Source organism: Ensifer sp. GW821-FHT05G01 (assembly GCF_059419585.1).
This window is the reverse complement of record NZ_JBWKSC010000002.1, coordinates 305352-327579: the sequence shown is the minus strand read 5'-3', so window position 1 is coordinate 327579 and position 22228 is coordinate 305352. Positions and strand designations below refer to the sequence as shown.

19 protein-coding genes are annotated in these 22228 nt (G+C 61.5%); 12 read left to right on the top strand and 7 right to left on the bottom strand.

The genetic code is table 11. The features are described 5' to 3' along the window. Window positions 1-97 precede the first annotated feature (97 nt). The 6 genes from AC07UR_RS07315 (at window position 98) to ocd (ending at window position 5993) form a co-directional block, all read left to right on the top strand. Window positions 98-871: a transporter substrate-binding domain-containing protein gene (locus AC07UR_RS07315; protein ID WP_209789478.1), complete on the top strand. Its 774-nt coding sequence runs from the start codon at window positions 98-100 to the stop codon at window positions 869-871. Between the two features lie 197 nt (window positions 872-1068). Further along, window positions 1069-1731 carry an amino acid ABC transporter permease gene (locus AC07UR_RS07310; RefSeq protein WP_209789477.1) on the top strand — a complete coding sequence of 221 codons (663 nt, stop codon included), beginning with the start codon at window positions 1069-1071 and terminating at the stop codon, window positions 1729-1731. Continuing rightward, complete coding sequence (locus tag AC07UR_RS07305) at window positions 1728-2384, top strand: amino acid ABC transporter permease (protein WP_209789476.1); 657 nt, start codon at window positions 1728-1730, stop codon at window positions 2382-2384. Before AC07UR_RS07310 ends, AC07UR_RS07305 begins: the two co-directional genes overlap by 4 nt. Next, window positions 2381-3145, top strand: coding sequence for an amino acid ABC transporter ATP-binding protein (locus AC07UR_RS07300; protein ID WP_282438137.1), 765 nt, complete (start codon window positions 2381-2383; stop codon window positions 3143-3145). Before AC07UR_RS07305 ends, AC07UR_RS07300 begins: the two co-directional genes overlap by 4 nt. A gap of 16 nt (window positions 3146-3161) precedes the next feature. Further along, complete coding sequence (locus AC07UR_RS07295) at window positions 3162-4856, top strand: M20/M25/M40 family metallo-hydrolase (protein WP_209789475.1); 1695 nt, start codon at window positions 3162-3164, stop codon at window positions 4854-4856. A gap of 75 nt (window positions 4857-4931) precedes the next feature. After that, window positions 4932-5993, top strand: a complete 1062-nt coding sequence (gene ocd / locus AC07UR_RS07290; RefSeq protein ID WP_209789474.1) for an ornithine cyclodeaminase — start codon at window positions 4932-4934, stop codon at window positions 5991-5993. 154 nt (window positions 5994-6147) lie between these two features. Here the strand turns inward: ocd and AC07UR_RS07285 are convergent, their stop codons facing one another. Next, window positions 6148-6822, bottom strand: coding sequence for a dimethylsulfonioproprionate lyase family protein (locus AC07UR_RS07285; protein ID WP_173421701.1), 675 nt, complete (start codon window positions 6820-6822; stop codon window positions 6148-6150). Window positions 6823-7268: 446 nt separating this feature from the next. On the opposite strand from AC07UR_RS07285, the gene alr reads away from it, so the two are divergent. The 6 genes from alr (at window position 7269) to AC07UR_RS07255 (ending at window position 14883) form a co-directional block, all read left to right on the top strand. Beyond that, window positions 7269-8405: an alanine racemase gene (gene alr, locus AC07UR_RS07280; RefSeq protein WP_209789473.1), complete on the top strand. Its 1137-nt coding sequence runs from the start codon at window positions 7269-7271 to the stop codon at window positions 8403-8405. An 860-nt stretch (window positions 8406-9265) separates the two neighbouring features. Further along, a complete protein-coding gene (locus AC07UR_RS07275; RefSeq protein ID WP_173422253.1) occupies window positions 9266-10753 on the top strand; it encodes a nucleobase:cation symporter-2 family protein in 1488 nt (495 codons plus the stop codon). A gap of 85 nt (window positions 10754-10838) precedes the next feature. Continuing rightward, on the top strand, window positions 10839-11444 hold the full coding sequence (locus AC07UR_RS07270) for a nucleoside deaminase (protein WP_173421699.1): 606 nt from the start codon (window positions 10839-10841) through the stop codon (window positions 11442-11444). Window positions 11445-12012: 568 nt separating this feature from the next. Next, complete coding sequence (locus AC07UR_RS07265; protein ID WP_173421697.1) at window positions 12013-12687, top strand: response regulator transcription factor; 675 nt, start codon at window positions 12013-12015, stop codon at window positions 12685-12687. Beyond that, window positions 12684-14021 (top strand): sensor histidine kinase, encoded by a 1338-nt coding sequence (locus AC07UR_RS07260; RefSeq protein WP_209789472.1) that lies wholly within the window; start codon window positions 12684-12686, stop codon window positions 14019-14021. The genes AC07UR_RS07265 and AC07UR_RS07260 overlap by 4 nt, the downstream gene beginning before the upstream one ends. 223 nt (window positions 14022-14244) lie before the next feature. Beyond that, on the top strand, window positions 14245-14883 hold the full coding sequence (locus AC07UR_RS07255; RefSeq protein ID WP_209789471.1) for an outer membrane protein: 639 nt from the start codon (window positions 14245-14247) through the stop codon (window positions 14881-14883). 159 nt (window positions 14884-15042) lie between these two features. Here the strand turns inward: AC07UR_RS07255 and AC07UR_RS07250 are convergent, their stop codons facing one another. From AC07UR_RS07250 to AC07UR_RS07225, 6 genes are read right to left on the bottom strand one after another with little or no spacing between them, the layout of a single operon-like run. After that, window positions 15043-16575: an FGGY-family carbohydrate kinase gene (locus tag AC07UR_RS07250; protein WP_209789470.1), complete on the bottom strand. Its 1533-nt coding sequence runs from the start codon at window positions 16573-16575 to the stop codon at window positions 15043-15045. A gap of 54 nt (window positions 16576-16629) precedes the next feature. Then, window positions 16630-17472, bottom strand: coding sequence for a class I fructose-bisphosphate aldolase (locus AC07UR_RS07245; protein WP_459553705.1), 843 nt, complete (start codon window positions 17470-17472; stop codon window positions 16630-16632). Continuing rightward, window positions 17445-19193 carry a glycerol-3-phosphate dehydrogenase/oxidase gene (locus AC07UR_RS07240; protein ID WP_209789469.1) on the bottom strand — a complete coding sequence of 583 codons (1749 nt, stop codon included), beginning with the start codon at window positions 19191-19193 and terminating at the stop codon, window positions 17445-17447. Before AC07UR_RS07240 ends, AC07UR_RS07245 begins: the two co-directional genes overlap by 28 nt. A 12-nt stretch (window positions 19194-19205) precedes the next feature. Further along, window positions 19206-20201, bottom strand: coding sequence for an aldo/keto reductase (locus tag AC07UR_RS07235; protein WP_209789468.1), 996 nt, complete (start codon window positions 20199-20201; stop codon window positions 19206-19208). Next, window positions 20198-21208, bottom strand: coding sequence for a sugar-binding transcriptional regulator (locus AC07UR_RS07230; protein WP_209789467.1), 1011 nt, complete (start codon window positions 21206-21208; stop codon window positions 20198-20200). The genes AC07UR_RS07235 and AC07UR_RS07230 overlap by 4 nt, the downstream gene beginning before the upstream one ends. Window positions 21209-21210: 2 nt before the next feature. Then, a complete protein-coding gene (locus tag AC07UR_RS07225) occupies window positions 21211-22200 on the bottom strand; it encodes an ABC transporter permease (RefSeq protein WP_209789466.1) in 990 nt (329 codons plus the stop codon). Window positions 22201-22228 lie beyond the last annotated feature (28 nt).

The window sequence follows — 22228 nt, the reverse complement described above, 5'->3', positions numbered from 1 at the left end:
CGGCCTCACGTTCTGTCGATCGATCCATGCCTTTGGAATTGGCGTCGTAAACCACGCGATGATCCGTGATGTCGGGTCGAATTGGGAGATGATAGAGATGAAATTGCACCGCGTTCTTTCTGCCGTGATGGTCGCCGCCGCGATCTGCTTGCCGTTCACCCCTGCACAGGCTGATGATCTGCAGAAGATCGAGGAGGCCGGCAAGTTGTCGGTTGCTCTCTCGGGCGTGTTTCCACCCTTCAGCTTCGTGGACGAAAGCAACAAGGTCGTCGGTTTCGACGCCGATATAGGCTCCGAGATCGCCCGCCGGCTGAAGGTCGAGCCGAACATCGTGACAACGGCCTGGGACGGCATCATCGCCGGGCTCGTCACTGGTCGCTATGACACGATCATTGGTTCCATGAGCATCACCGAAGAGCGCAAGAAGGCAGTCGACTTCGTCGGCCCCTACTACCGTTCCGGCCTTGCCGTCTTTGTTCGCAAGGGCGCCGGCGTCGCCAGCGTTGACGAACTGAAGGGCAAGACGATCGGTGTCACACTCGGCGAAGCCGCTGAAAAATGGACGCGCGACCAGAACACATTCGAGATCCGCACCTACAAGGGCCTTCCCGAAATGCTTCTCGACCTTGGCGCAGGCCGCGTCGATGCCATCGTTGCCGACGACGTTCCCGTGTTCGTAGCGATCGCCAAGAGTGATGCGCCGATCGAACAGGTGAAGGACGACAAGCTTCCCCGCTACGACATCGGCATCGCAATCCGCAAAGACAATCCGGCGCTCGCCGCTGCCATGCAGAAGGCACTGGACGACATGATGGCCGACGGCACCTACGAAGCCATTTCGAAAAAGTGGATCGGCCAGGACATCCGCTGACGGGCTCGGCCGGGACACGAGATGTGTCCCGGCCCGCGATCCTTCATAGGGAATGACCGTGTTCGGCCTCTGGATGTCAGGCCGCCGGATCCGTCGAGATTGGCAGCTCCAGGGCAGGTCACCTCAGGGTGCCGTTTCGCGCGGCCCGAACAAGGCGACGCATCGCCCGCGAGCCTAGAGCGTCCTTAGAGGCTGGAATGGATATTCAACTGATCGGGCGATTATTGCCCCATATAATGGAAGCGTCGCTGTTGACGATCGGCCTTACGGCCTGCTCGCTGGCGATCGGACTTGTCGTCGCCACGGCAGTGGCGGCAGGACGCTTCTCCAGAATGAGACCGATACGCTGGCTTGCTACGGCCTATGTCAGCGTCATGCGTGGCACCCCCCTGTTGGTACAGCTCTTTATCGTCTTTTTCGGCGGTCCGCAGTTCGGACTGGAGCTGACGCCGTTCATGGCCGGTGTGCTGACCATGGGACTCAACATCGGCGCCTACATGTCGGAGGGCATCAAGGGTGCCATCATCGCCGTCGACAAAGGACAGGGCGAAGCGTCGCGTTCGATCGGGTTCGGCCGCCTCGACACCATGCGGCTCTTCATTCTGCCGCAGGCAGCGCCGCTGATAATCCGGTCGCTGGGCGTCAACACGGTTATTCTGTCGAAGAGCACCGCGCTTGTGTCGACTATCGGCGTCGTCGAGCTGACCTACTCGGCACAGCGTTTCGTCACGTCCACCTACAAGCCGTTCGAGGTTTTTGCCGTTGCAGGCGCTGCCTACATTGCCATCGTCGCCGTGATTTCACTGATCGTGCGCGGCGCTGAAAAGCTTTTCGATGCCGACAGGAGGGTCGCAGCATGACACTCGATTTCGGCGTCGTGCCGTCCTACTCGCAGCTTCTGTTCACCGGTCTGCTCTGGACGATTTTCGTCACCGTACTGGCAGGCTCCGTCAGCATCCTGCTCGGCATTGCCATCGCCACCACAACACTCCACGGGCCAAAGTTCGCAAGCCTGCCGGTGCGCGGCATCAGCTTCCTTTTCCTGGGCACGCCACTGCTGCTGCAACTCTACCTGCTCTACTACGGCCTATCGCAGGTGGGCGTCATGCTTCCTGCCTTCTGGACCGGGGTGGTCGGACTTGGCCTGCACTACGCCGCCTACAACGCGGATATCTTCCGCGCATCGCTGCAGGCGGTCGATCCCGGGCAGGCCGAAGCCGCCCGATCATTGGGATTCAGCCGCGGCGCCACCCAGCGCCTCTTCATCATGCCGCAGGCCATCGTGACGGCGCTGCCGCAAGTCGGCAACAACAGCATCATTCTCCTGAAGGACACGGCCGTCCTCTCGGTCCTTGGCATCGCCGAACTGGTCCTGAACGCGCAGCGTGCGATCAGCGAGACCTACCGCCCCTTTGAATTCTACTTCACCGCAGCGCTTCTCTATTACGTCGTCAATCTGGCGATGGAATTCCTGTTGGGCATTGCCGCCCGGAAAGCGGAGGAAATCCGATGACGACACAAACTCCCATGGTCGAACTGCGGCAAATCCGCAAATCCTACGGCAGTCACGAAGTGCTCAGAGGGATCGACCTCAGTGTCGCGCGTGGCAAGATCGTTTCGATCATCGGCCCGAGCGGTTCGGGCAAAAGCACGTTGCTGAGATCCATCAACATGCTGGAGGAAACATCCAGCGGCGAGATCTGGCTTGACGGCCATCAGGTCAACCGACCGTTGAAGGGGCGCGCTTTCGAGAACCACATCAACCATATCCGCCGGGAAATGGGTATGGTGTTCCAACAGTTCAATCTGTTTCCGCACCTGACCGTCCTGCAGAACATCACGATCGGGCCTATGCGCCTCAAAGGCTTGACCAAGGCCGAAGCCCTTGACCGGGCCAACGCACTCCTTGCCAAGGTCGGGCTGTCGGAAAAAGGAAATGCTTACCCCGCACGGCTCTCGGGTGGTCAGAAACAGCGTGTCGCCATCGCCCGCGCGCTCGCAATGCAGCCGAAGGTCATGCTGTTCGACGAGGCGACCTCGGCGCTCGACCCCGAACTGGTCGAGGAAGTGAACCAGGTCATGAAGCAGCTTGCCGCCGAACACATGACCATGCTGATCGTGACGCACGAGATGCGGTTTGCCGCCGAAGTGTCCGATCACGTGATGTTCATGGATGCTGGCGTGGTGATCGAACAGGGAGAACCCACGCAGGTTCTTTCCGACCCGCTGGAAGAGCGCACGCGCGCTTTCCTTCGCAAGCACCTTTCGAATTGAACGACGGAGAAACAGGATGACGAACCCACAACAACAACATGTTTCCCGAACAGGAACCCGGATCGACAGCAATCGCGCCCGGGAACTTGCCCTGCGCATTACCTCATGGCCGAGCGAAACCGGTACTCCCGGCGAAGCCGGATTTGCCGATCAGTTGCACGAGCTTCTGAGCGAGCTTGCCTATTTTCGCACGCACCCCGAAGATCTTCGCCTGGTGGAAAGCCATGGAGAGCCCCTCACCCGCAATGTCGTGGCGCTTGTTCGTGGCACCGGCAAGCGCACGCTGGTCATGGCGGGGCACTTCGATACGGTCTCGACCGATAACTATCACGAACTCAAGCCGCTGGCGTGCGATAGCCTTCGGCTGAAGGAAGCCTTGATCGACACCCTCTCGGCACGGGATGACCGTTCCGAGCAGGAGGAAAGGGCGTTGCAGGATCTGCGGAGCGGTGACTTCCTGCCCGGCCGCGGTCTGCTCGACATGAAGAGCGGCATCGCGGTTGCGATCGCCTGCCTTGAAAACTTCGCGGCCGACCCCGATCGGCAGGGCAATCTGATGCTGGTCGCCACGCCCGATGAAGAGCGTGAAAGTCGCGGCATGCGCTCGCTGCGCGACGCGTTGCCGAACCTCACGTCAACATTGAACATCGACATTGCGGCCGGCATCAACCTGGATGTGACGTCGGATCAGGGCGACGGCAGCGAAGGCCGCGCCGTCTATGCCGGCACGATCGGCAAACTTCTGCCTTTCGCTCTGGTGATCGGCTGCAGCTCCCACGCAAGCTACCCGTTCGAAGGCGTCAGCGCGCAGGCCATGGCCGCCGGAATTCTGGCACGTCTCGAAGGCAATGCCTCGCTTGCCGATCGCGACGAAAACGATATTTCACCCCCGCCGATCTGCCTGGAGGCCAAGGATCTGCGCGATGGCTATGAGGTCACAACACCGGAGCGCTTCTGGATCGCGTTCAATTGGCTGTATCACGCAATGCCAGCGGACGACTTGTTCGCCCGCTTCGCGCAGGAAGTGCTATCCGGCGCCACCGAAGCGGTGGATCGTTTCGCTTCGCAGTCCGCCAAGTATGGCAGGCTTGTCGGCAGAAGCGCGGGCGCCACGCCGGGCAGGCCGCGTCTTTTGACCTTCAAGGAACTGCGCGCCTTGGCCAAACAGGTTTGCGGCGAAGGTTTCGACGCTCTTTACGCGGCCGAGGAAACGTCACTCGGCGCTATCGACAATCCGCTGGTCTTCACGCGGCAACTGACGGAGTGGCTGGTCGGGATCGCCCGATTGTCCGGCCCTGCCATTGTCATCGGCTTCGCCGGGCTTCACTATCCCTCCAGCCACCTGCGGCTCGACGAACCGAATGACCGCGCCCTGCATCAGGCCATCGAAAAGGCGCGTGTGGGTCTCGGCAACGATCCTGACCGCAGCCTAGTCTGGAAGCCGCATTTCCAGGGTATCTCCGACATGAGTTTCCTGGGCTTGACGGCGAGCGGCAGTCAGGTGGTTTCGGACAACACGCCGATCTCGCGGTTGATCGATCGACCGCCGGAGAATGCGCTGCGCTTCCCGGCGGTCAATCTCGGTCCCTGGGGCCGTGAGTTCCACCAGAAGTTCGAGCGCGTGCATGAACCCTATGCCTTCGAGGTCCTGCCGGATCTCGTTTCTGAAATCGCCAGAACATTCCTCGCCGACAACAGCCAAGGGAATTGATGCCGCCAGTGGGCTCGAGTGGGAACCACTCCTCGCACTTCAAGCTGAGTGTCTGAACCAAAAGGATTGAACGCCGTGACTGCTCATTCAAATCTGAACATCGTACCGTTCGTCAGTGTGGACCATATGATGAGACTGGTGCTGAAGGTCGGGATCGAAACCTTTCTCACCGAACTCGCCGCAGTGATCGAGGACGATTTCCGCCGGTGGGAACAGTTCGACAAGACGCCGCGTATCGCGTCGCACTCCAAGGAGGGCGTGATCGAGCTGATGCCGACAAGCGACGGCACGCTCTACGGCTTCAAATATGTCAACGGTCACCCGAAGAACACGAAGGAAGGGCGCCAGACAGTCACCGCCTTCGGCGTGCTCTCGGATGTTGGCAATGGCTACCCCATGCTTCTCTCCGAAATGACCATCCTGACAGCGCTTCGCACGGCAGCGATGTCGGCAGTCGCCGCCAAACACCTCGCTCGCGCGAACGCGAAGACCATGGCGATCATCGGCAACGGCGCTCAGAGCGAGTTCCAGGCGCTTGCCTTCAAGGCGATTGTCGGCGTGAGCGAGCTTCGGCTCTTCGATATCGACCCGAGCGCAACCGAGCGCTGTGCCCGAAATCTCGCCGGCAAGGGCTTTGCGATCAAGTCGTGCAGCTCTTCCCAGGAAGCGGTCGAAGGAGCCGACATCATCACGACAGTCACGGCTGACAAGCAGTATGCCACGATCCTGTCCGACAACATGGTGGGTCCGGGTGTGCATATCAACGCCGTCGGCGGGGATTGCCCCGGCAAGACCGAGCTGCACAAGGATATCCTGCTGCGCTCAGATATCTTCGTCGAATATCCGCCGCAAACCCGCATCGAGGGCGAAATCCAGCAGCTCGACGCAGACTATCCGGTGAAGGAACTCTGGGAAGTGATCGCCGGCAAGCGTGAAGGCCGTCAGTCCGAGCGGACGATTACGCTGTTCGATAGCGTCGGTTTTGCCATCGAGGATTTTTCGGCGCTGCGCTACGTGCGCAGCAAGCTTCAGGAGACCAGGCTTTATGTCGATCTCGATCTGCTGGCCGATCCGGACGAGCCTCGTGATCTCTACGGCATGCTGCTGCGTTGTGAGGCGAAGCTGGGCGAGGCGTAGCATCGTCTTTCACATCCCTGCTCGCGGAGGCCAGACAGCAGAGCCAGCCACGCTGTGGCGTGATACGGGGGCGATCTCCCACTCTGCCACGACACCGCTGGAAGTCCCCTGGCGGCGATCCGGGGAAGACGAGGAATTCCACAGCCGCAGTGGACTAGGATTGGGACCGAACCCGTTGGCACCAGAACAAGAGGAGCGGGTTTCCGGTACAGCGCATGGCGAGGTCGTTGCCCTCGTCGCTGAAGAATATGCCACCCGGCGAGCGAACGGACCAATCGTCGTCGTTGAGGCGCACTTCGGCGCGTGACAATGCGAGAAAGACGGTCGGATGTTTCTTGCGGTGATCCGGAAAGCGGCTATAGGGCGCCATGATCGTCGCGCCGATATGGACGTCGTCACGCTCCTCCATGCCGCCGGGTCCCACCATCAGCGCATGTGCATGACCCCGTACGAAATTGATGCTTGCGAAAGGCCCCGTTCTCGAGCGGTACCAGCGAAGGTCTGGCGCGATTTCCGCGATGGCTTTTCCAAGGTCTGCGATAGGTCCGCCCGCCTTGACTGCCACAGCCAGGGCTTCCGTCAGATATCCCGATGCTGGCAAGGTGTTGCGGGCGACGCCGAACATTGACGACGGCTTGGAAAGATCGTGGAAGATCTTGCCTGCGGTGTAGCGCGCCATGGACGGGACATCGTGAGCAAACAGAAGGTTGCCCGCTGCATTGATCAGTCGCTGCAATGCGATGGGCCGATGTCCCCAAACCGAGATCGGCCCGTGTCCTTCCGGTGAAGGATCGCAGTCGACCGCGGGAAGGGTCGCACGTGTCGTCATGTTGTGTTCCCTATGAACGGTGCAAACTCCATAGCTGCTACCAAAATGTGTCGCAACACACTTCGTTCATTGCACATTTTCCGTGCCCGCCAGAAGTCCTTCGGCAGGTTCTCCGGCGCCAAGACGATAGTTTCACACAGAGCGCTCGAACTCTTCGTCCGACGTTTCCCGCGCCTTTGGCCAAGTCACGTCTAGACCAATGCATCGTGCTCGGTTCGGCTGTTTGCCACAACCTGATGTTCACTGCCAGACGGGCATTCTCCTGCACAGATCAAGCGGTGGCGACCGTGGAATGCCGTCGTCGCCTACAGTCAATCCGCCATGCGCAATTATTCAGAATTTTCACGCTTTATTTTAATAGTTCCGCAAAATCACAATTTTTGACCAATCATTGGCAAACAATTTGACGATTATTTCAATAGCCTTCCGTCAACTGGGAGACGGAAATGGACATTACAATTTTGGATCGGCAGCCCTGTCACCGATCGCCGGGCACAGAAGGCATGCCAGGTTATCTGACCGTGGATCTTGCCGCTCTCGCCCGCAACTATGAGAAGCTGGCGACCGCCGCGGCACCGGCCCGCACTGCGGCGGTCGTCAAGGCCGATGCCTATGGCCTTGGCGCCGAGCAGGTGGCCATGAAGCTTTATGCGCATGGCTGCCGCCACTTCTTCGTTGCCCAGTTTGGCGAGGCTCTCCGCCTTAGACCTTGCTTGCCGCTGGACGCGGACATCTTCGTGCTGAACGGCCTGCAGCCCGGCAACGAGCGCGCCTGCGCCCAAGCCGGCATCGTTCCGGTCGTCAATTCGCTGGAACAGCTCCAGCACTGGTCCAGGGCTGGTCAAAGCCTCAACAGCCGTCTGAGAACCGTGGTGCAATTCGACACCGGCATGTCTCGCCTCGGCGTACCGCCGAACGAACGGTTGGCCCTTGCCGAGGCACTACAGGATGCCGGCTTCATTGAACTCCTCTTCATCATGAGCCACCTTGCCTGCGCCGACGACGTCGAAAGCGCCCAGAACAATGCCCAGCTTGCCGAGATGAGCCGCATCGCGGCGGAGTTCCCCGGCTTCGACATCTGCGTAGCCAACTCTGGCGGCATCTTCCTCGGCGACGCCTATCACTGCGCGCTCGTCCGCCCCGGCATCGCGCTGTACGGTGGCGCGCCGACGGCCGGCATACAAAACCCCATGGAAGCAGTTGTGCGGCTCGACGTCGCGGTGGTGCAGACACGCAGCGTCCCCGCCGGCGCAAGCGTCGGCTACAGCGGCGGCCATGTGACGACGGCGGAAACCCGCCTTGCCACCATTGCCGCAGGCTACGCCGATGGCCTTCCGCGCAGCCTGAGCGGCAAGGGCGCCGTCTATTGCGACGGAAATCGGCTTCCGATCGTGGGATGCGTGTCGATGGACAGCATCACGGTTGACATCTCCGCATTGCCGGAAGGCCAGCTAAGGCTTGGCACGCTGGTGGAAATCCTCGGCCCGAACCAGACGCTCGAAGACGTGGCGCGCGATGCCGGCACCATTTCCTATGAGATCCTGACCGGTCTCGGAAGCCGCTATGGCCGGAGATACGTCTGACCATTGCGTCCCCAGCCGGCCCATCGAGAGGCTTGTGGTGATCGGCATCATCGGCCTACAGCAGGCGTGCCGAAGACGTGCCATCGCTGAAAACGCGGTTGCCGAATTGGCGAAGCGCCAAGGGAGATGGCGTCGTTGCTTCGCAGCGACGCAAAGGTCCCCTTGCCATCGTGTTTTACTTTGGCGCGTGGTCGCGAGGCGAGACAAACCCAGAGGGCAGACCGCAACCTCGGCGCTCCCCACGCTCGGCAAACGCACACCGAACCTGTGGAGGACCGACCGAAGGGGCACACGGGGTGCGCAAGACAACTTCCATTGTCCGCCGGAACAATCGCGGCAGCACACTCTTGACAGGTTCTTCTAAAACATTGCAAGCTTAGTGACACTGTAGGTTTACGCCTCACAAGAATCGCCCCGTTCAACGCACGTTGATGACGATCCGGAGTTCGCACCTCCTGGAACAGGGTCCTAGCGAAACTGGCCAACGGTCAGTTCAACTATGGAGCTGGTGGGGCATGGAGACCGATCTCCCCTTTCGTAATATTTTTTGCTTTGACGGCAATGGGAAAACCCCGCCCGATGGTGGGTTAGTCTATGGCTTTCACCGCGTTACCTGCCGGAACACACGTTCGCGTGAAGCCCGTCACAGGGCCCCGGCAAGCACGCCTGAAAATCCGTCGGGGCGCCCCGCCTCTGTTGCACGAAGAGACATCTCTCGTGCGCGTTCCAGCAACGACAATCGGCACCGATCTCTGCATCGGGCATGAGCCCATGCTGCGGCATGAGCCTCTGCCCCGATGGCTATGTCGAAGTGTCTGATTGAAATGGGGTTCAACTCGAAGCGCAACGTCAGCAAAGGTATGGAGGAGTTTACCTTGGCAATTATAAAAGAGGGAAGTGCATCAAGCAGGCGCCCGGAAGACGAAAAACTCAGCATCGGCGCCAATATCGCATATGGACTGCAGCACGTTCTGACGATGTATGGCGGCATCGTCGCCGTGCCCCTTATTGTCGGTCAGGCTGCGGGGCTTAGCCCAGGTGACGTCGGCCTCCTGGTAACGGCCTCGCTTTTTGCCGGCGGTCTCGCCACCATCCTGCAAACACTGGGATTGCCATTCTTCGGGAGCCGGTTGCCGCTTGTGCAGGGCGTCTCGTTCTCAGGGGTTGCGACAATGGTCGCGATTTCCGGCAACGGAGGAATCCCGTCCATTCTGGGCGCCGTTATCGCAGCTTCCTTGATCGGGCTATTGATTACGCCTGTGTTCTCAAGGATTACCCGGTTTTTCCCTCCCCTTGTCACCGGGATCGTCATCACCACCATTGGACTGACGCTGATGCCGGTCGCGGCATTCTGGGCGATGGGTGGCAACAACACCTCACCCGATTTCGGAAGCCCGGCGAACATTCAGCTGGCCGCCACTACGCTCGCCATCGTTCTGTTGCTCAGCAAGCTCGGAAGCGCATCCGTCTCGAGGCTCTCCATCCTGCTTGCGCTCGTGATCGGCACAGGCATCGCCTATGCCGCTGGCATGACCGACTTTTCGCAAGTGGCAAACGGCCCCCTCTTCGCCTTGCCAGCGATATTTCATTTCGGCTATCCGACCTTTGAGATCGCCGCCATCGTCTCCATGCTGATCGTCATCATCGTGACGCTCGTCGAGACATCGGCCGACATTCTCGCCGTTGGCGAAATCGTCGAAACCAAGGTCGATTCGCGCCGCCTGGGCGATGGCCTTCGAGCCGATATGCTGTCGAGCATTCTCGCACCGGTGTTCGGGTCGTTCACGCAGAGCGCCTTTGCCCAGAACGTCGGGCTTGTCGCCGTAACCGGCGTCAAGAGCCGCTACGTGGTCGCGACAGGCGGTGTTTTCCTCGTCGTCCTCGGCCTTCTCCCGGTGATGGGACGCGTTGTTGCAGCGGTGCCAAGTTCCGTTCTCGGTGGAGCCGGCATCGTCCTTTTCGGCACGGTCGCGGCAAGCGGCATCCGCACGCTCTCCAAGGTCGACTACCACAACAACATGAATTTGATCATCGTCGCGACGTCGATCGGCTTCGGCATGATCCCCATCGCGTCACCGGGATTTTACGAACATTTCCCCACCTGGGTTGCAACGATCTTTCATTCTGGGATCAGCTCCGCTGCCTTGATGGCGATCGTCCTCAACTTGCTGTTCAACCATTTCAAAACGGGCAATGCCGACCAGCAGTCAGTGTTCGTGGCGGGCACGGAACGAACGATCCGCTACAAGGACATCGTCCGGCTTCGCGACGGCGACTACTTCCTCAACGGCAAGCTTTACGACGAAAAAGGCATCGAAATACCGATGATTCCTGAAGGCGCTCACTGAGCAGCGCTTTGAAAACACCTTCCGGACCGAGGTCCAAGCTTTGGTCCGGATCAGTTTCATTCCCGACATTTCAAGGAGAAGAAGAATGTCAGAACAAATCGAACCCGCACGTCTGCTCGACGCCCTGCTCACCGCCATGGAGGAGGGTATCATTCCCGCCACGGAGGCCGGCGTTGCCGCCGGCAACAAGATCTTCGGAGCGGCACTCCTGCGCAAATCGGACCTTTCCACGGTCCTTGTCGAAACCAACAACGAGACTGAAAATCCCCTGTGGCACGGCGAAGTTCACACCCTGAAGCGCTTTTATGAGATGACAGGTTCCGAGCGACCGGACTCAAAAGACCTCATTTTCCTGTCGACCCATGAGCCGTGCTCAATGTGCCTTTCGGCGATCACCTGGGCAGGGTTCGACAACTTCTTCTATTTCTTCAGCCACGAGGATTCCCGGGATGCGTTTTCCATTCCGCACGATCTGAAGATCCTGAAGGAGGTCTTCACCTTGGAGCCAGGGGGGTACAATCGGTCGAATTCGTTCTGGAATGGCCAGTCGATCGGGGGCCTGATCGATCAATTGCCCGAGCCGCAGCGCTCCGATCTGAAAGAAAGAGCCTCCGCAATCGGCCGGAAGTACGACGACCTCTCTGCTGTCTATCAAGCCGGCAAGGGCGAAAATGCAATCCCCCTCAACTAAGGCCCCGCCCTCCCCGTTTTGCGTCGGTTTTGATGGAAACCGCTGCTGACGGGCTGACGGAAGCGTTCGGTGTAGCTCTTGGGGGGCTACACCGAATTCCATGACACGCAACCCTTGCGGCCATAGCACCCACTCTGGCGCCCTTCTGCGTCGACAGCGCCGCGCGTCTTGTCACAATATCAAAGCTCTCCAAAACACGTTGAATTGCCGCATGTTTTCATCCTCGAGCCGGGTAGGATTTCAGGAAACATGCAGAACAGCCGGCGATGATCCCGACACAAACGCCAGTTGCTTCCGATCATCCGCCAATGCTGTCTAGCGCCGGCGATCATCACGCGGCGAAAGCGATCACCCCGTGAGTTCGTCCAGGAACGACGACATGCCGAGGCGTACCGTTTCACACCGCCTGGCCCCGTCAGATACCGTAAACGCCGGTTGGATATGCTCCGGTTGCATTGCGCGCCGGCGGTCAAATAATGCACTCGATCTGCGCACCAGCCGCAACCTTGCGGCAATGCTCCTCAATCAAATGTGCCGCCGTCGCACAGACACATTGGAGAATCGATGCATGCGCCTACTCCTTGTAGAGGACGAGCCCGAGATGGCTGCCGCGCTCGGCGTCGCCCTTGGTCGGTATGACATGATCCTTGACCACGCGCCGTCGCTCGATCACGCCATCGCCGCGATGGCCAATCAGGTCCACGACGCGATCATTCTCGATCGGCAATTGCCCGACGGCGACGGACTGACGCTCATTCCGCGTGTTCGCGCGCTGAAGTCGGGCATTCCGGTGATCGTGCTGACGGCACGTGGCAGCGTCGACGAGCGGATCAGGGGACTGGACATGGGCGCTGACGATTATCTCGCCAAACCCTTCGCCGTCGAGGAGTTGCTGGCAAGACTTCGCGCGTTGATGCGCCGTGCGCCCGATATCGCACCGATGACTGCGCGCATCGGCAATCTTGTCTTCGATTTCGATGGTCGGGAAGCCCGCATAGACGGTCGCGTCCTGGAGCTTCCCCGCCGCGAACTGCTTGTGCTGGAGGCGTTGGTGCGGCGGCAGGGCAGAACCGTGCAACGTTCGACACTGGAGGAGTCGGTCTACGGATACGACGACGAGATCCAGTCCAATTCGCTCGACGCACATGTTTCGCGGCTGCGCAGGAAGCTGCTGGAATCGGGTTCCGGCGTTGAAATCCACGGCATTCGCGGGGTTGGATATCTGCTGAGGACATTGTCGTGACCACGAGCGCCAACCATTCGCTGAAGAAGCGGCTGATCTGGCATATCCTGACATTTCAGGTACTTTTGCTGGTGGCCGTCATTGCCGGCTTCATGGCCCTTTTGATCAGGGCCGATCTCGGCGGCATGATCCTCGACGCCGGTTCGGCATCGATCGCCGCCAGCTCAGTCGAGGTTGGCCCGGACCAGAAGCTCAAACTGAAAGACACGCCCGAGCTGCGCGCCATGCACGCCGAGACGCCGGGATTCTGGTTCGTCGTGCGCAACGAGCGCGGCGAGACAGTCCAAAGCGGACCGGTGCCCGACGCCTATCGCAGCATCGGCGAACATCTCGATCGCGTGACATTTGCCGATATCCGGGACGGTATGGCGCCTTACATGCTCTCGGCCATCGCCCGGGTGGTTGAGACCGAGACCGGTACCTATACCGTCCTGACGGGCGGCGGACGCCTGTGGAGCGCCTCGTTCGCCGTGTTCTTCCTGACGAACCTGCTGCTGCTGCCGATCGTTCTGATCCTCGTTCTCATCCCCGCCTTCGCCATTCCGATCATCGTGCGCCGTGCCTTTGCAAGCCTTGCCGAGGTCGCCGACCATGCCAAGAGCATCGATGTCGACCGTCGCGGCGCCCGCCTGCCCGATGGTCGCGTTCCCGGTGAAGTGCGCCCGCTCGTGGAAGCGGTCAACGGCGCGCTGCAGCGATTGGACGAAGGTTACGAACGACGCCAGCGCTTCATCATGGATGCCGCCCACGAGCTCAGAACACCGGTCGCAATTCTGCAGACGCGTCTTGAGGGCATGGACTTCGGCCCGCTGCGCAGCCGCCTGCTGGTTGACACCGCCCGTATTGCCGGGGTCGCCGAACAATTGCTCGACCTCGAGCGCATCGATCGCGACAGCGCTCACTTCGCCCCAATCGACCTGGTCACACTCTGCCGCGATGTGGCTGCCGACCTCGCCCCTCTCGCACTGTCGGCCGGCTGCGACATCTCCTTTACCCACGGACCCGATCAGGTCAGTACGCGCGGAGATGCCGGCGCCCTGGAGCGTGCCGTCACCAATCTGGTGCGCAACGCGATCGAGCATGCGGGCGGGCTGATTTCCATTCACGTCGAACGTGGCGGTATCATCGAGGTTAGCGACGCAGGTCCCGGCATTCCCGAAAGCGAGAGGGAACGGATCTTCGAGCCATTTCACCGGCTGCAACCCCGCGACCACGGCGCGGGCCTTGGGCTCCATCTCGTCAGCGAGATCGTCAGCCGCCACAAGGGGCACATATCGGTGGTCTGCGCGCAGACTGGTGGCGCCTGCTTCCGGATGATCCTACCGGCCGCGTGAGACGGGCGCGAGCGTCGGCTTGCCTTGGCTCCGCCACAGAGTCTAACAGGTTATTAATAATGAAATCAGCACTTTAATCGATATTTGCAATGTTGATGCAATCCGCGCGGCGCACAAATGCGCACATCTTCCCGCAGCGATGATCGCGCCAGACCGGCGCGAAACAGCGGGCGGAGATGAGAGCGCCATTCCCGGCGCCATGTCCAATCCACGGAGCAACGCCATGCAGCAGCATTACAAACTTTCCCTCTGGCTCGGTATCGCCTTCCTGGCAACAGCCGGTATGCAACAGGCACGGGCCGCCGACCCCTATTCGCCGGAACCGGCGTCGTCCTACCAGGATCCGCCCGCCTTCAACTGGAGTGGTGCCTATGTCGGCGCGCATGGCGGTCTCGGTTTTACCGGCAGCCCCAATCCTTTTGCCGACCGCAACGGCGTCGCCTTCGGTGCTCAGGCTGGCTACAACATGCAGATGGGTCCGGGCATCGTCGGCGCTGAAATCGAAGGCTCCTATCTCGGCGATACGGAACACAATGTCAGCGGCGGCAAGCTCAAGGAGAAATGGCGCGGCGCGATCAAGGCGAAGGCCGGCCTGTCGTTCGATCAGACGCTTGTTTACGGCACCGCCGGTTATGCCATGACCAGCTACAAGAAGGGTGGCGGAGTTCAGAACGATGTCGGTTTCAAGGGCGGCTATCTGCTCGGCGCCGGCGTCGAACAGGCCTTTGCCGGCGGCCTGTCGGCAAAAATCGAATACAACTACATCACCACCCCTGATGTGCGCACCAACACGGCCTTCGGATCGAGCGAGAAGGACATCAACAGCCATGTCATCAAGGCCGGCGTAAACATGCGCTTCTGATGTTTCTCGCGTGATCCCTGCGCCGTTGCCCATTCCTCCCAAGGCGGCGGCGCTCAGATCGAAATGGAACGACCAAGGCGATGGCCGGAGCGGCCCTCGCCTTCACGTTTCGACCTTCCGCGCGAACGGCGGCAAGGTTGCCCGCCCGTCCCTCTGCGCCTAAGCCGCAGCCTCCGAGACCTCGACTTCGGCGTTCGAAAGCCGCCGCCAGATTGGCGCCATTGCGTCGGCAATATCCCGATAAAGCTCGTAGCGTCGCGTGTAATGGCGCGCCATGGCGGCGTTCGGGCGGTAGTGACGTTCCGTCTTCACCATCGCTGCGGCACCTTCCGAGAAATCAGCAAAGATGCCTGCCCCCGTGCCGGCGGCGATTGCGGCCCCCAGCGCGCCGGTCTCGCGCGAACGGGCGACCGACACCGGAACCCCGAGCACGTCGGCAAAGATCTGCGGCCAGATCAGGCTGCGCGACCCGCCGCCCGAAAGCACCGCTTCGTCGAAGGTCGCGCCTGCCGAACGCATGGTGGCGATATGCTGGCGATGGCCGAAGGCCACACCTTCGAGAACCGCGCGAACGAGATGGCCTTTCGTGTGCCAACCGGCGACGCCGTAGAACCCGGCACGGGCATTGCCGTCCTGCTGCGCGCCATAAAGGAACGGATGATAGATCGGGTCGTTGGCGGCCGGCTCGATATCGGCTGCAAGCGCGCAGCAGACATCGTATGGCGATCGCCCGTCTTCGATGCCGCTTTCTGCGAAGAACTCGCGCACCAGCCATTCGAGATTGGCCGCCGAGGTCGCGCTCGATTCGATCGCCATATAGCGGCTGCGATCGAAGGTGGAGGACATGAAGACCGGACCGGAAAGGTCGGGGCCGTCGATGATGACCTGATTGATGCTCCATGTCCCCGCGATGATCGAGGCAGCGCCAGTGCGGGTAACGCCTGAGCCGACGGCCGAGGCGATGACATCGAAGAGACCGCCGACCACCGGCGTGCCAGCGGCCAGCCCTGTCTGCGCCGCCGCCTCCGGCGTCACGGTGCCGACAACATCGGCACTTTCGGCAAGATCCGGCAACAGGCCGGTTGCCTCGCCGAGATCGAAGGCGGCCATCAGATCACGATCGTAGTGCCGGTTGACGACATTCAGGAGACCGCAACCGGTCATATCAGAGACATCGCTGACCCGTTTGCCGGTCAGGCGGTTGACGATGAAATCCTTGCACAGGAACACCGTGCCTATCCTGCCGAAGGTCTCCGGCTGGTAGCGCTTGAGCCAGGCCAGCAGGGTTGGCGTTTGTGACGGCCAGGGGCGTTGCCGGCCGATGGCGTAGGTCCGGTCGCCGACCCCTTGAGCCTTCCATTCCTCGACCAGCCCGGCGGCGCGGGTGTCGAGCGACTGGATGCCGAGAAGCGGTTCGCCGCCTTGATCGAGCGCGTAAAGGCCGTTGCCATGGCCCGCACAACCGATCGCGACGATTTCCTCGGCGCGGATGCCGGCCCGCTCGACGCATTGGCGGATGACTGCCCGGGCATGGGTCCACAGCTCTTCGAGCCCCCGCTCGACATGCCCGGGCCGCGGCACCCGGCTGTGCCCCTCCTGCGCAGCCGCCGCGATCTCATTTCCCTCAAGGTCGAAGATCACCGCCTTGATCACGGTGTTTCCGGCGTCGAGTCCCAGAAGATAGTCTGCCATTGAAGAACCCCTCCCAAGGTTCGGATCGTCGTCCTTATACCAGCCTGGCCGAGATCAACCCTGCTGATACAATGCGAAGGCGGCTTCGCCATCGGCGTCGTCGTGCACGATCGCCATCAAGCCCCGGACGACGGCGCTCGGGTTTGCATGCTGGTAGATGTTTCGCCCGTAGACCATGCCGACAGCGCCCTGTCGCATCAAGGCCGCGGACTTGTCGAACACGGCGCGCAGGTCTTCCTTGCCGCCGCCACGCACCAGAACCGGGCAACGCGCCGCCTCGACCACACGATGGAAATCCTCCGCATTGGTCGTCGGATCAGCCTTGACGATGTCGGCGCCCATCTCGCGGGCGAGCCGCGTCAGCGTCACGATCTTTTCCGGATCGCCATCGACCATGTAGCCGCCGCGCTCGGTGACCGGCTGCATGACAAGCGGCTCGATCATCAGCGGCATGCCGTATTTTTCGCAATCGGCGCGCACGCGGGAAATGTTGGCGACGCACTGGCGGAAGAGGTCCGGCTCGTCCGGAAGCATGAACAGGTTGACGACCACGCAGGCGGCATCCATCTCCAGCGCGCCGATCAGCGGTTCGGCCTCGTTCTGCAACACCGCCCACATGTCGCGGTGGCGAATGCGGTTGTAGGGATTGCCCATGTCGATGCGCATGACCAAGGCAGGCTTGTCCTTGCCGGGAATATCCTGAAGCAGATCAGCCTGGCCGTAATTCATCTGGATTGCGTCGGGCCTGGCATCGACCAGCGCCTTGACGACGGCCTCCATATTCTCAAGGCCGTCGAGGAAGGACGGTTCGTTGCAGACGCCATGGTCGATGGCCACGTCCAGGCAGCGTCCTGCGCCAAAGAGACGGTTCATCCGGACCTTGCGGTTGTTTCGCATAATGCACTCCTTTGTTCGTTCCGTGCGGAAAGCATGTCTTCGTCGACGCCATGGCGTTCGAGGAGAAGGGTGAGAAAACGGGTGCGCTCCTGCGCTTGGCGGGCCACGGGCCAGTGCTTTTCGGCGGCCAGCAGTGCGAGCACGGCGTCCGCCATCTCGAGAGAGAGTTCGCCAGTGATTGCCAGCGTCGCGCGACGTAGCAGCAAGTCGTCGAGATGCTCGACCTTTTCACTGCGCATCAGCAGCAGGATTTCGCGGTCCGAGTAACCGGGGTGCGGAAGCGGCGCATCAGGACCTGCCGCAATGAAGTCTGCGACGCGCTCGGCGTCCGTGCCGTAGCGTTCGAACAGCGTTTCGACACGCGCTGGCGAAAGCGCCGTTGCCGCGGCGACCCGCGCAATCCAGGCCTCGCGATCGGCTGGAAAATTTCGGCCGCCGCCTATTGCCCGATCGGCCGTTGTGATCTGCCGACGTCTGGCCAATCGCTCCAGCACCAGATCGGCCGCCAGTTCGCCGAATGAGCGGAAGGTCGTCCATTTGCCACCGATCATGCACAAGACCGGCGGCCCGGCATCGGCGGTCCCGACGAAGGTGCAATAGTGATCGCGCGGAATGCGGCCGGTAAAATTGTCCTTGCTCGCCGGCAGCGGCCGCACACCTGAGAACTGGAAAACAATATCTTCGGTTCTAACCTTGATCGTCGGCAGCACGAAGGCGAGCGACTGCAGGATATAGTCCCGTTCCGCCGTCTCGCAGCGCACGGTTTCGGGATCGTCGACGCGAATGTCGGTGGAGCCGACCAGGACCTTGCCGAGATAGGGAAACAGGATGCAGATGCGCCCGTCCTCGTTCTCGTAGTAGATCATGTGACCATCGAGCGCGCGCGTCAGATCGTCGTTGTCGATGATCAGGTGCGAGCCCTTGGTGCCGCCCATCAATGGCGCCGGACGTGCGGGCTCGGAAAACAGGCCCTGATTGGCGATATCGATCCAGCCACCTGTCGCGTTGACGATCAGGCCCGGCTCGATCGACGTCTCCGTGCCGCCGATCGTGTCCTTGATCACGTAGCGTCCCGGAGCGGTCAGCTTGAGTTCGGCATAGTTGACGGCACGCGCGTGGGTGCCGGCCGACTGCCCGTCCTCAAGCAGTTCGATACCGAGGCGCTCGGGTTGGCTGACCCAGGCATCGTAATAGGTTGCGGAATTCTTGATCGCCGGATTGAGCGCCGGCCATCTGTCAAGCGTCGAGCGGCGCCCGCGGAACTCGTGGCGAGGCATCAGGGCACGCTTGCGCGTCAGGAAGTCATAGATGGCGAGCCCGGCCTTGATGACAATTGCACCGCGGCGGCTCGGTCGGCGGGAAAGACCGAGAAACCGGACGGCGCCGTTGGCGAGGCCGGAAAAGACATCGAAGACGGGAACCGTCGTCGGCAACGGACCGACATAGTGCGGCGCGTTGCGCAACAGCCGGTCGCGCTCGACAAGGGATTCCCGCACCAGGCTGAATTCGCCGTTTTCGAGATAGCGCAATCCGCCATGAACCATGCGCGAGAGTGCGGCGCTGGCACCGGAACAGAAATCGTGTTTCTCGACGAGCACGACATTGACGCCCTGCAGCGCCAGCTCGCGAAAGACGCTGAGGCCGTTGATGCCGCCGCCCAGCACGCAGACGTCCACCTTCGGGCTCTGGCGGAGCCCGTCAAAGATCTCTTCTCGGTTCATGATGGCGGTCCGTTACCTATCCATGTGGGCGAGTTTCGCCGCTATCGCTTCGTCGATCGCCGCGAGATCCGGGCCGTCGAGCCGGATCGTGCCGGCCCGGGCATTGTCGAGCGCCTGCGCCGGATTGCGTGCGCCGCAGAGCGCAAACGTGACGCCGGGCTGGGCGAGCGTCCAGGCAATGACCGTCTGCGCGATGCTGGCTCCATGCTTTTCGGCAATCGGGCGGATCGCCTCGGCAAAGGCTGTCGCTTTCTCGCGGTTGCCGACCGAGAAGCGCGGATTGTCGCGGCGCTGATCGTCGCCCGAAAACACCCGGTCAGGACCGACGGTGCCGGAGAGAAGCCCCAGAGCCAGCGAGGAATAGCTGAGCGTTGCGACGCCGTTCTTCGTCGTCAGCGGCAGAAGCTCCGCCTCGATCTCGCGATCCATCATGCTGAAGCGCTCCTGGATCGCATCGAGACGACCGGTAGCGATATAGGCCTTGAGCTCGGTCCGGTCGACGTTGCTGGCGCCGATAGCGCGGATCTTGCCGGCATTCTTGAGGTCTTCAAGCGCCCGCACCGTCTCTTCGATCGGGGTCGTCGGATCCTGCCAATGGGTGATGTAGAGATCGATGTAATCGGTCCCGAGCCGCTTCAGGCTCTCTTCGACCTCGTGCACGATGGCGTCGCCGCCGAGATAGCGATGAACCGGCTTTCCGTCCTGGTCGAAGAAATGCCGCCCTTTCGTCGTGTGCCACACAAGGCCGCATTTGGTGGCGATCACCGCCTTGTCGCGGCGCCCGGCAAGCGCCTTGCCGACGATTTCTTCCGAGCGCCCGAGGCCGTAGGCGGGCGCAGTGTCGATCAGGGTCACGCCGGCATCGAGCGAGGCCTGGATGGCGGCGATCGATTCGGCCTCATCCGTTCCGCCCCACATCCAGCCACCGATCGCCCAGGTGCCGAGCCCGACGGCGGATGCCTTGACACCGGAGCGGCCGATCTCGCGCGTCAATTGTTCATTGCTCATGCCGAAAGTCCCTTTTCGCTTGCCATGGCAAGGATGCGCTCGCCGGTCGCCTCGTCGGTCACGAGTGTATCGAGATGCCTGCCACGCAGGACGCTGAGAATGGGGCCGGCCTTGTTCGGGCCGCTCGCAACCCCGATCTTGGTCGGGATCGACGCGAATTCGTCGAGCGTCAGCGAAACCAGCGAGCGGTTGAGGCTGTAGTCGCAGACCCGGCCCTGATCATCGAGCAGGTGCGCCAGCAGTTCGCAGCTTGCCCCCGAACGCTGGATCGCGGCGCGGTCTGTGCTCGAGGACGGATGCAGGTCGTAGTAGCTCGAATCGTCCGAAAGGATCGAGCCGATACCGACGAGCGCGACCTTGGCTTCCCTCGCCCGTTTGAAGACATCCGCCACCGAGCGCATGTTGATTAACATGGCACGCTCGGCCGCACTGTCGGCAAAGAGCGGCGCATGGATCTGATAGGACCTGCCGCCGAGCCGGTCGGCCATCAGCGTCGACACGTGGTTGACGTCGGTATAATGCTTGCCCTGCACGCAGCCCGTCGCCGGGATCACCTCGATATCGAGGCGCCGCGACGGATGCAGGCCGGCAACGACAGCGCTGACGCCCTTGCCGCCGGTGATGCAGATGGTGTCACCATCGGCGATCTCTTCCATCAGCAGACGGGCTGCCGCCTCGCCCACCGCCTGCAGCGCCGTCTGCTGGTTGTCCGATACGGTCGGCACGACGACGGCGCGGCTGATGCCGCCAAGCGCCAGCAATTGCTCTTCCATGTCGACGAGCGGCTCGATCGGCGACTTGATCTTGATTTCGACGAGGCCAAGCTGGCGTCCGCGCTTGATCAGACGGTTGACCGTCGGCTGGGAAATGCCGAGCCGCTCGGCAATCTGCGACTGGGTCAGACCTTCGAGAAAGTGCAGCACCAGGGCCTGGTGCATCTGCCGGGCGACGACGAGTTCCTCGCGGGCGCTGGAGATGATGTTCTGATTGGAATTGGCGATCGGCATGGTCAGCTGGCCTTCCGCTTGTGCAGGAAATGATCGATGGAGACGGCGGCCAACAGAATGCAGCCTTTGATCATATCCTGCCAATAGACCGAGACGTCCAGCAGGATCAGCGAACTGGTGACGACGGACAACAGAGCCATGCCCAGAATGGCGCCGAAGATCGTACCCGATCCGCCGTTGAGCGACGCCCCGCCGATGACGGCTGCAGCGATGATGTTGAGTTCCATGCCGACGCCGAAGGTTGGCGTGGCCGCGCCGAAGCGCGACATGTAGATGACGCCGGCGACACCGGCGAGCGTCGAGCAGAGCACCGTCACCCAGAACTTCACATGCTTGGTCTTGATCCCGGAATAGAGCGCCGCCTTCTCGTTGCTGCCGGTATAGAACACCTTGCGAAAGGCGGTCGCCCGGCGCAGCAGGAAGTCGAACAGGACGACGACGGCGACGAAGATCAGAATGACATAGGGGATGCCGTTGAACGTGCCCTGACCGACGGCCTTGAACGATGCCGGAAGTGTGAACAGCGACAGCGGCGTGCCCTTGGTGATGACAAGGCAAAGGCCGCGCACGATCACCATTGCCGCAAGCGAAGTGATGAAATGGTTGAGCCCGACCACGGTGACGAAGAAGCCCATGATGGCGCCGATGAGGCTGCTTGCCAGGATCCCGCAGAGCGAAGCGGTCCATGGATCGACGCCGGCAAGGAACAGCGAGCCTGCCAGCACCATGGCAAAGCAGACGACCGATCCGACAGCAAGGTCGATGCCGCCGACGATCAACAGGATCGTCATGCCGACGACGACGATACCCTCGACCGAGAAGCTCATCAGCATGGCGCGCATGTTGCCGAAGGTCAGGAAGTGCGGCGAGGCGAAGCTCATGATGATGCCGAGCGCCAGAATGATGGCGATCAGCCCGGCCTCACGCATCGTGCCGATCCGTCGCCAGGCCGGAACCTGCACCTGCGTTGCAACCACCGTATCGACTGCCATTTCCGCCTCCCCATTCACTCTGCTTGTC

Excerpts from the sequence above, each read along its gene's own strand:
- AC07UR_RS07305 (WP_209789476.1), top strand. The coding sequence starts at position 1,728 with ATGACACTCGATTTCGGCGTCGTGCCGTCCTACTCGCAGCTTCTGTTC.
- AC07UR_RS07315 (WP_209789478.1), top strand. The coding sequence starts at position 98 with ATGAAATTGCACCGCGTTCTTTCTGCCGTGATGGTCGCCGCCGCGATC.
- AC07UR_RS07270 (WP_173421699.1), top strand. The coding sequence starts at position 10,839 with ATGTCAGAACAAATCGAACCCGCACGTCTGCTCGACGCCCTGCTCACC.
- AC07UR_RS07275 (WP_173422253.1), top strand. The coding sequence starts at position 9,266 with ATGGAGGAGTTTACCTTGGCAATTATAAAAGAGGGAAGTGCATCAAGC.
- AC07UR_RS07240 (WP_209789469.1), bottom strand. The coding sequence starts at position 19,193 with ATGAACCGAGAAGAGATCTTTGACGGGCTCCGCCAGAGCCCGAAGGTG.
- AC07UR_RS07285 (WP_173421701.1), bottom strand. The coding sequence starts at position 6,822 with ATGACGACACGTGCGACCCTTCCCGCGGTCGACTGCGATCCTTCACCG.
- AC07UR_RS07225 (WP_209789466.1), bottom strand. The coding sequence starts at position 22,200 with ATGGCAGTCGATACGGTGGTTGCAACGCAGGTGCAGGTTCCGGCCTGG.
- AC07UR_RS07245 (WP_459553705.1), bottom strand. The coding sequence starts at position 17,472 with ATGCGAAACAACCGCAAGGTCCGGATGAACCGTCTCTTTGGCGCAGGA.
- AC07UR_RS07295 (WP_209789475.1), top strand. The coding sequence starts at position 3,162 with ATGACGAACCCACAACAACAACATGTTTCCCGAACAGGAACCCGGATC.
- AC07UR_RS07310 (WP_209789477.1), top strand. The coding sequence starts at position 1,069 with ATGGATATTCAACTGATCGGGCGATTATTGCCCCATATAATGGAAGCG.
- AC07UR_RS07230 (WP_209789467.1), bottom strand. The coding sequence starts at position 21,208 with ATGCCGATCGCCAATTCCAATCAGAACATCATCTCCAGCGCCCGCGAG.
- AC07UR_RS07255 (WP_209789471.1), top strand. The coding sequence starts at position 14,245 with ATGCAGCAGCATTACAAACTTTCCCTCTGGCTCGGTATCGCCTTCCTG.
- alr (WP_209789473.1), top strand. The coding sequence starts at position 7,269 with ATGGACATTACAATTTTGGATCGGCAGCCCTGTCACCGATCGCCGGGC.
- AC07UR_RS07235 (WP_209789468.1), bottom strand. The coding sequence starts at position 20,201 with ATGAGCAATGAACAATTGACGCGCGAGATCGGCCGCTCCGGTGTCAAG.
- AC07UR_RS07250 (WP_209789470.1), bottom strand. The coding sequence starts at position 16,575 with ATGGCAGACTATCTTCTGGGACTCGACGCCGGAAACACCGTGATCAAG.
- AC07UR_RS07300 (WP_282438137.1), top strand. The coding sequence starts at position 2,381 with ATGACGACACAAACTCCCATGGTCGAACTGCGGCAAATCCGCAAATCC.
- AC07UR_RS07265 (WP_173421697.1), top strand. The coding sequence starts at position 12,013 with ATGCGCCTACTCCTTGTAGAGGACGAGCCCGAGATGGCTGCCGCGCTC.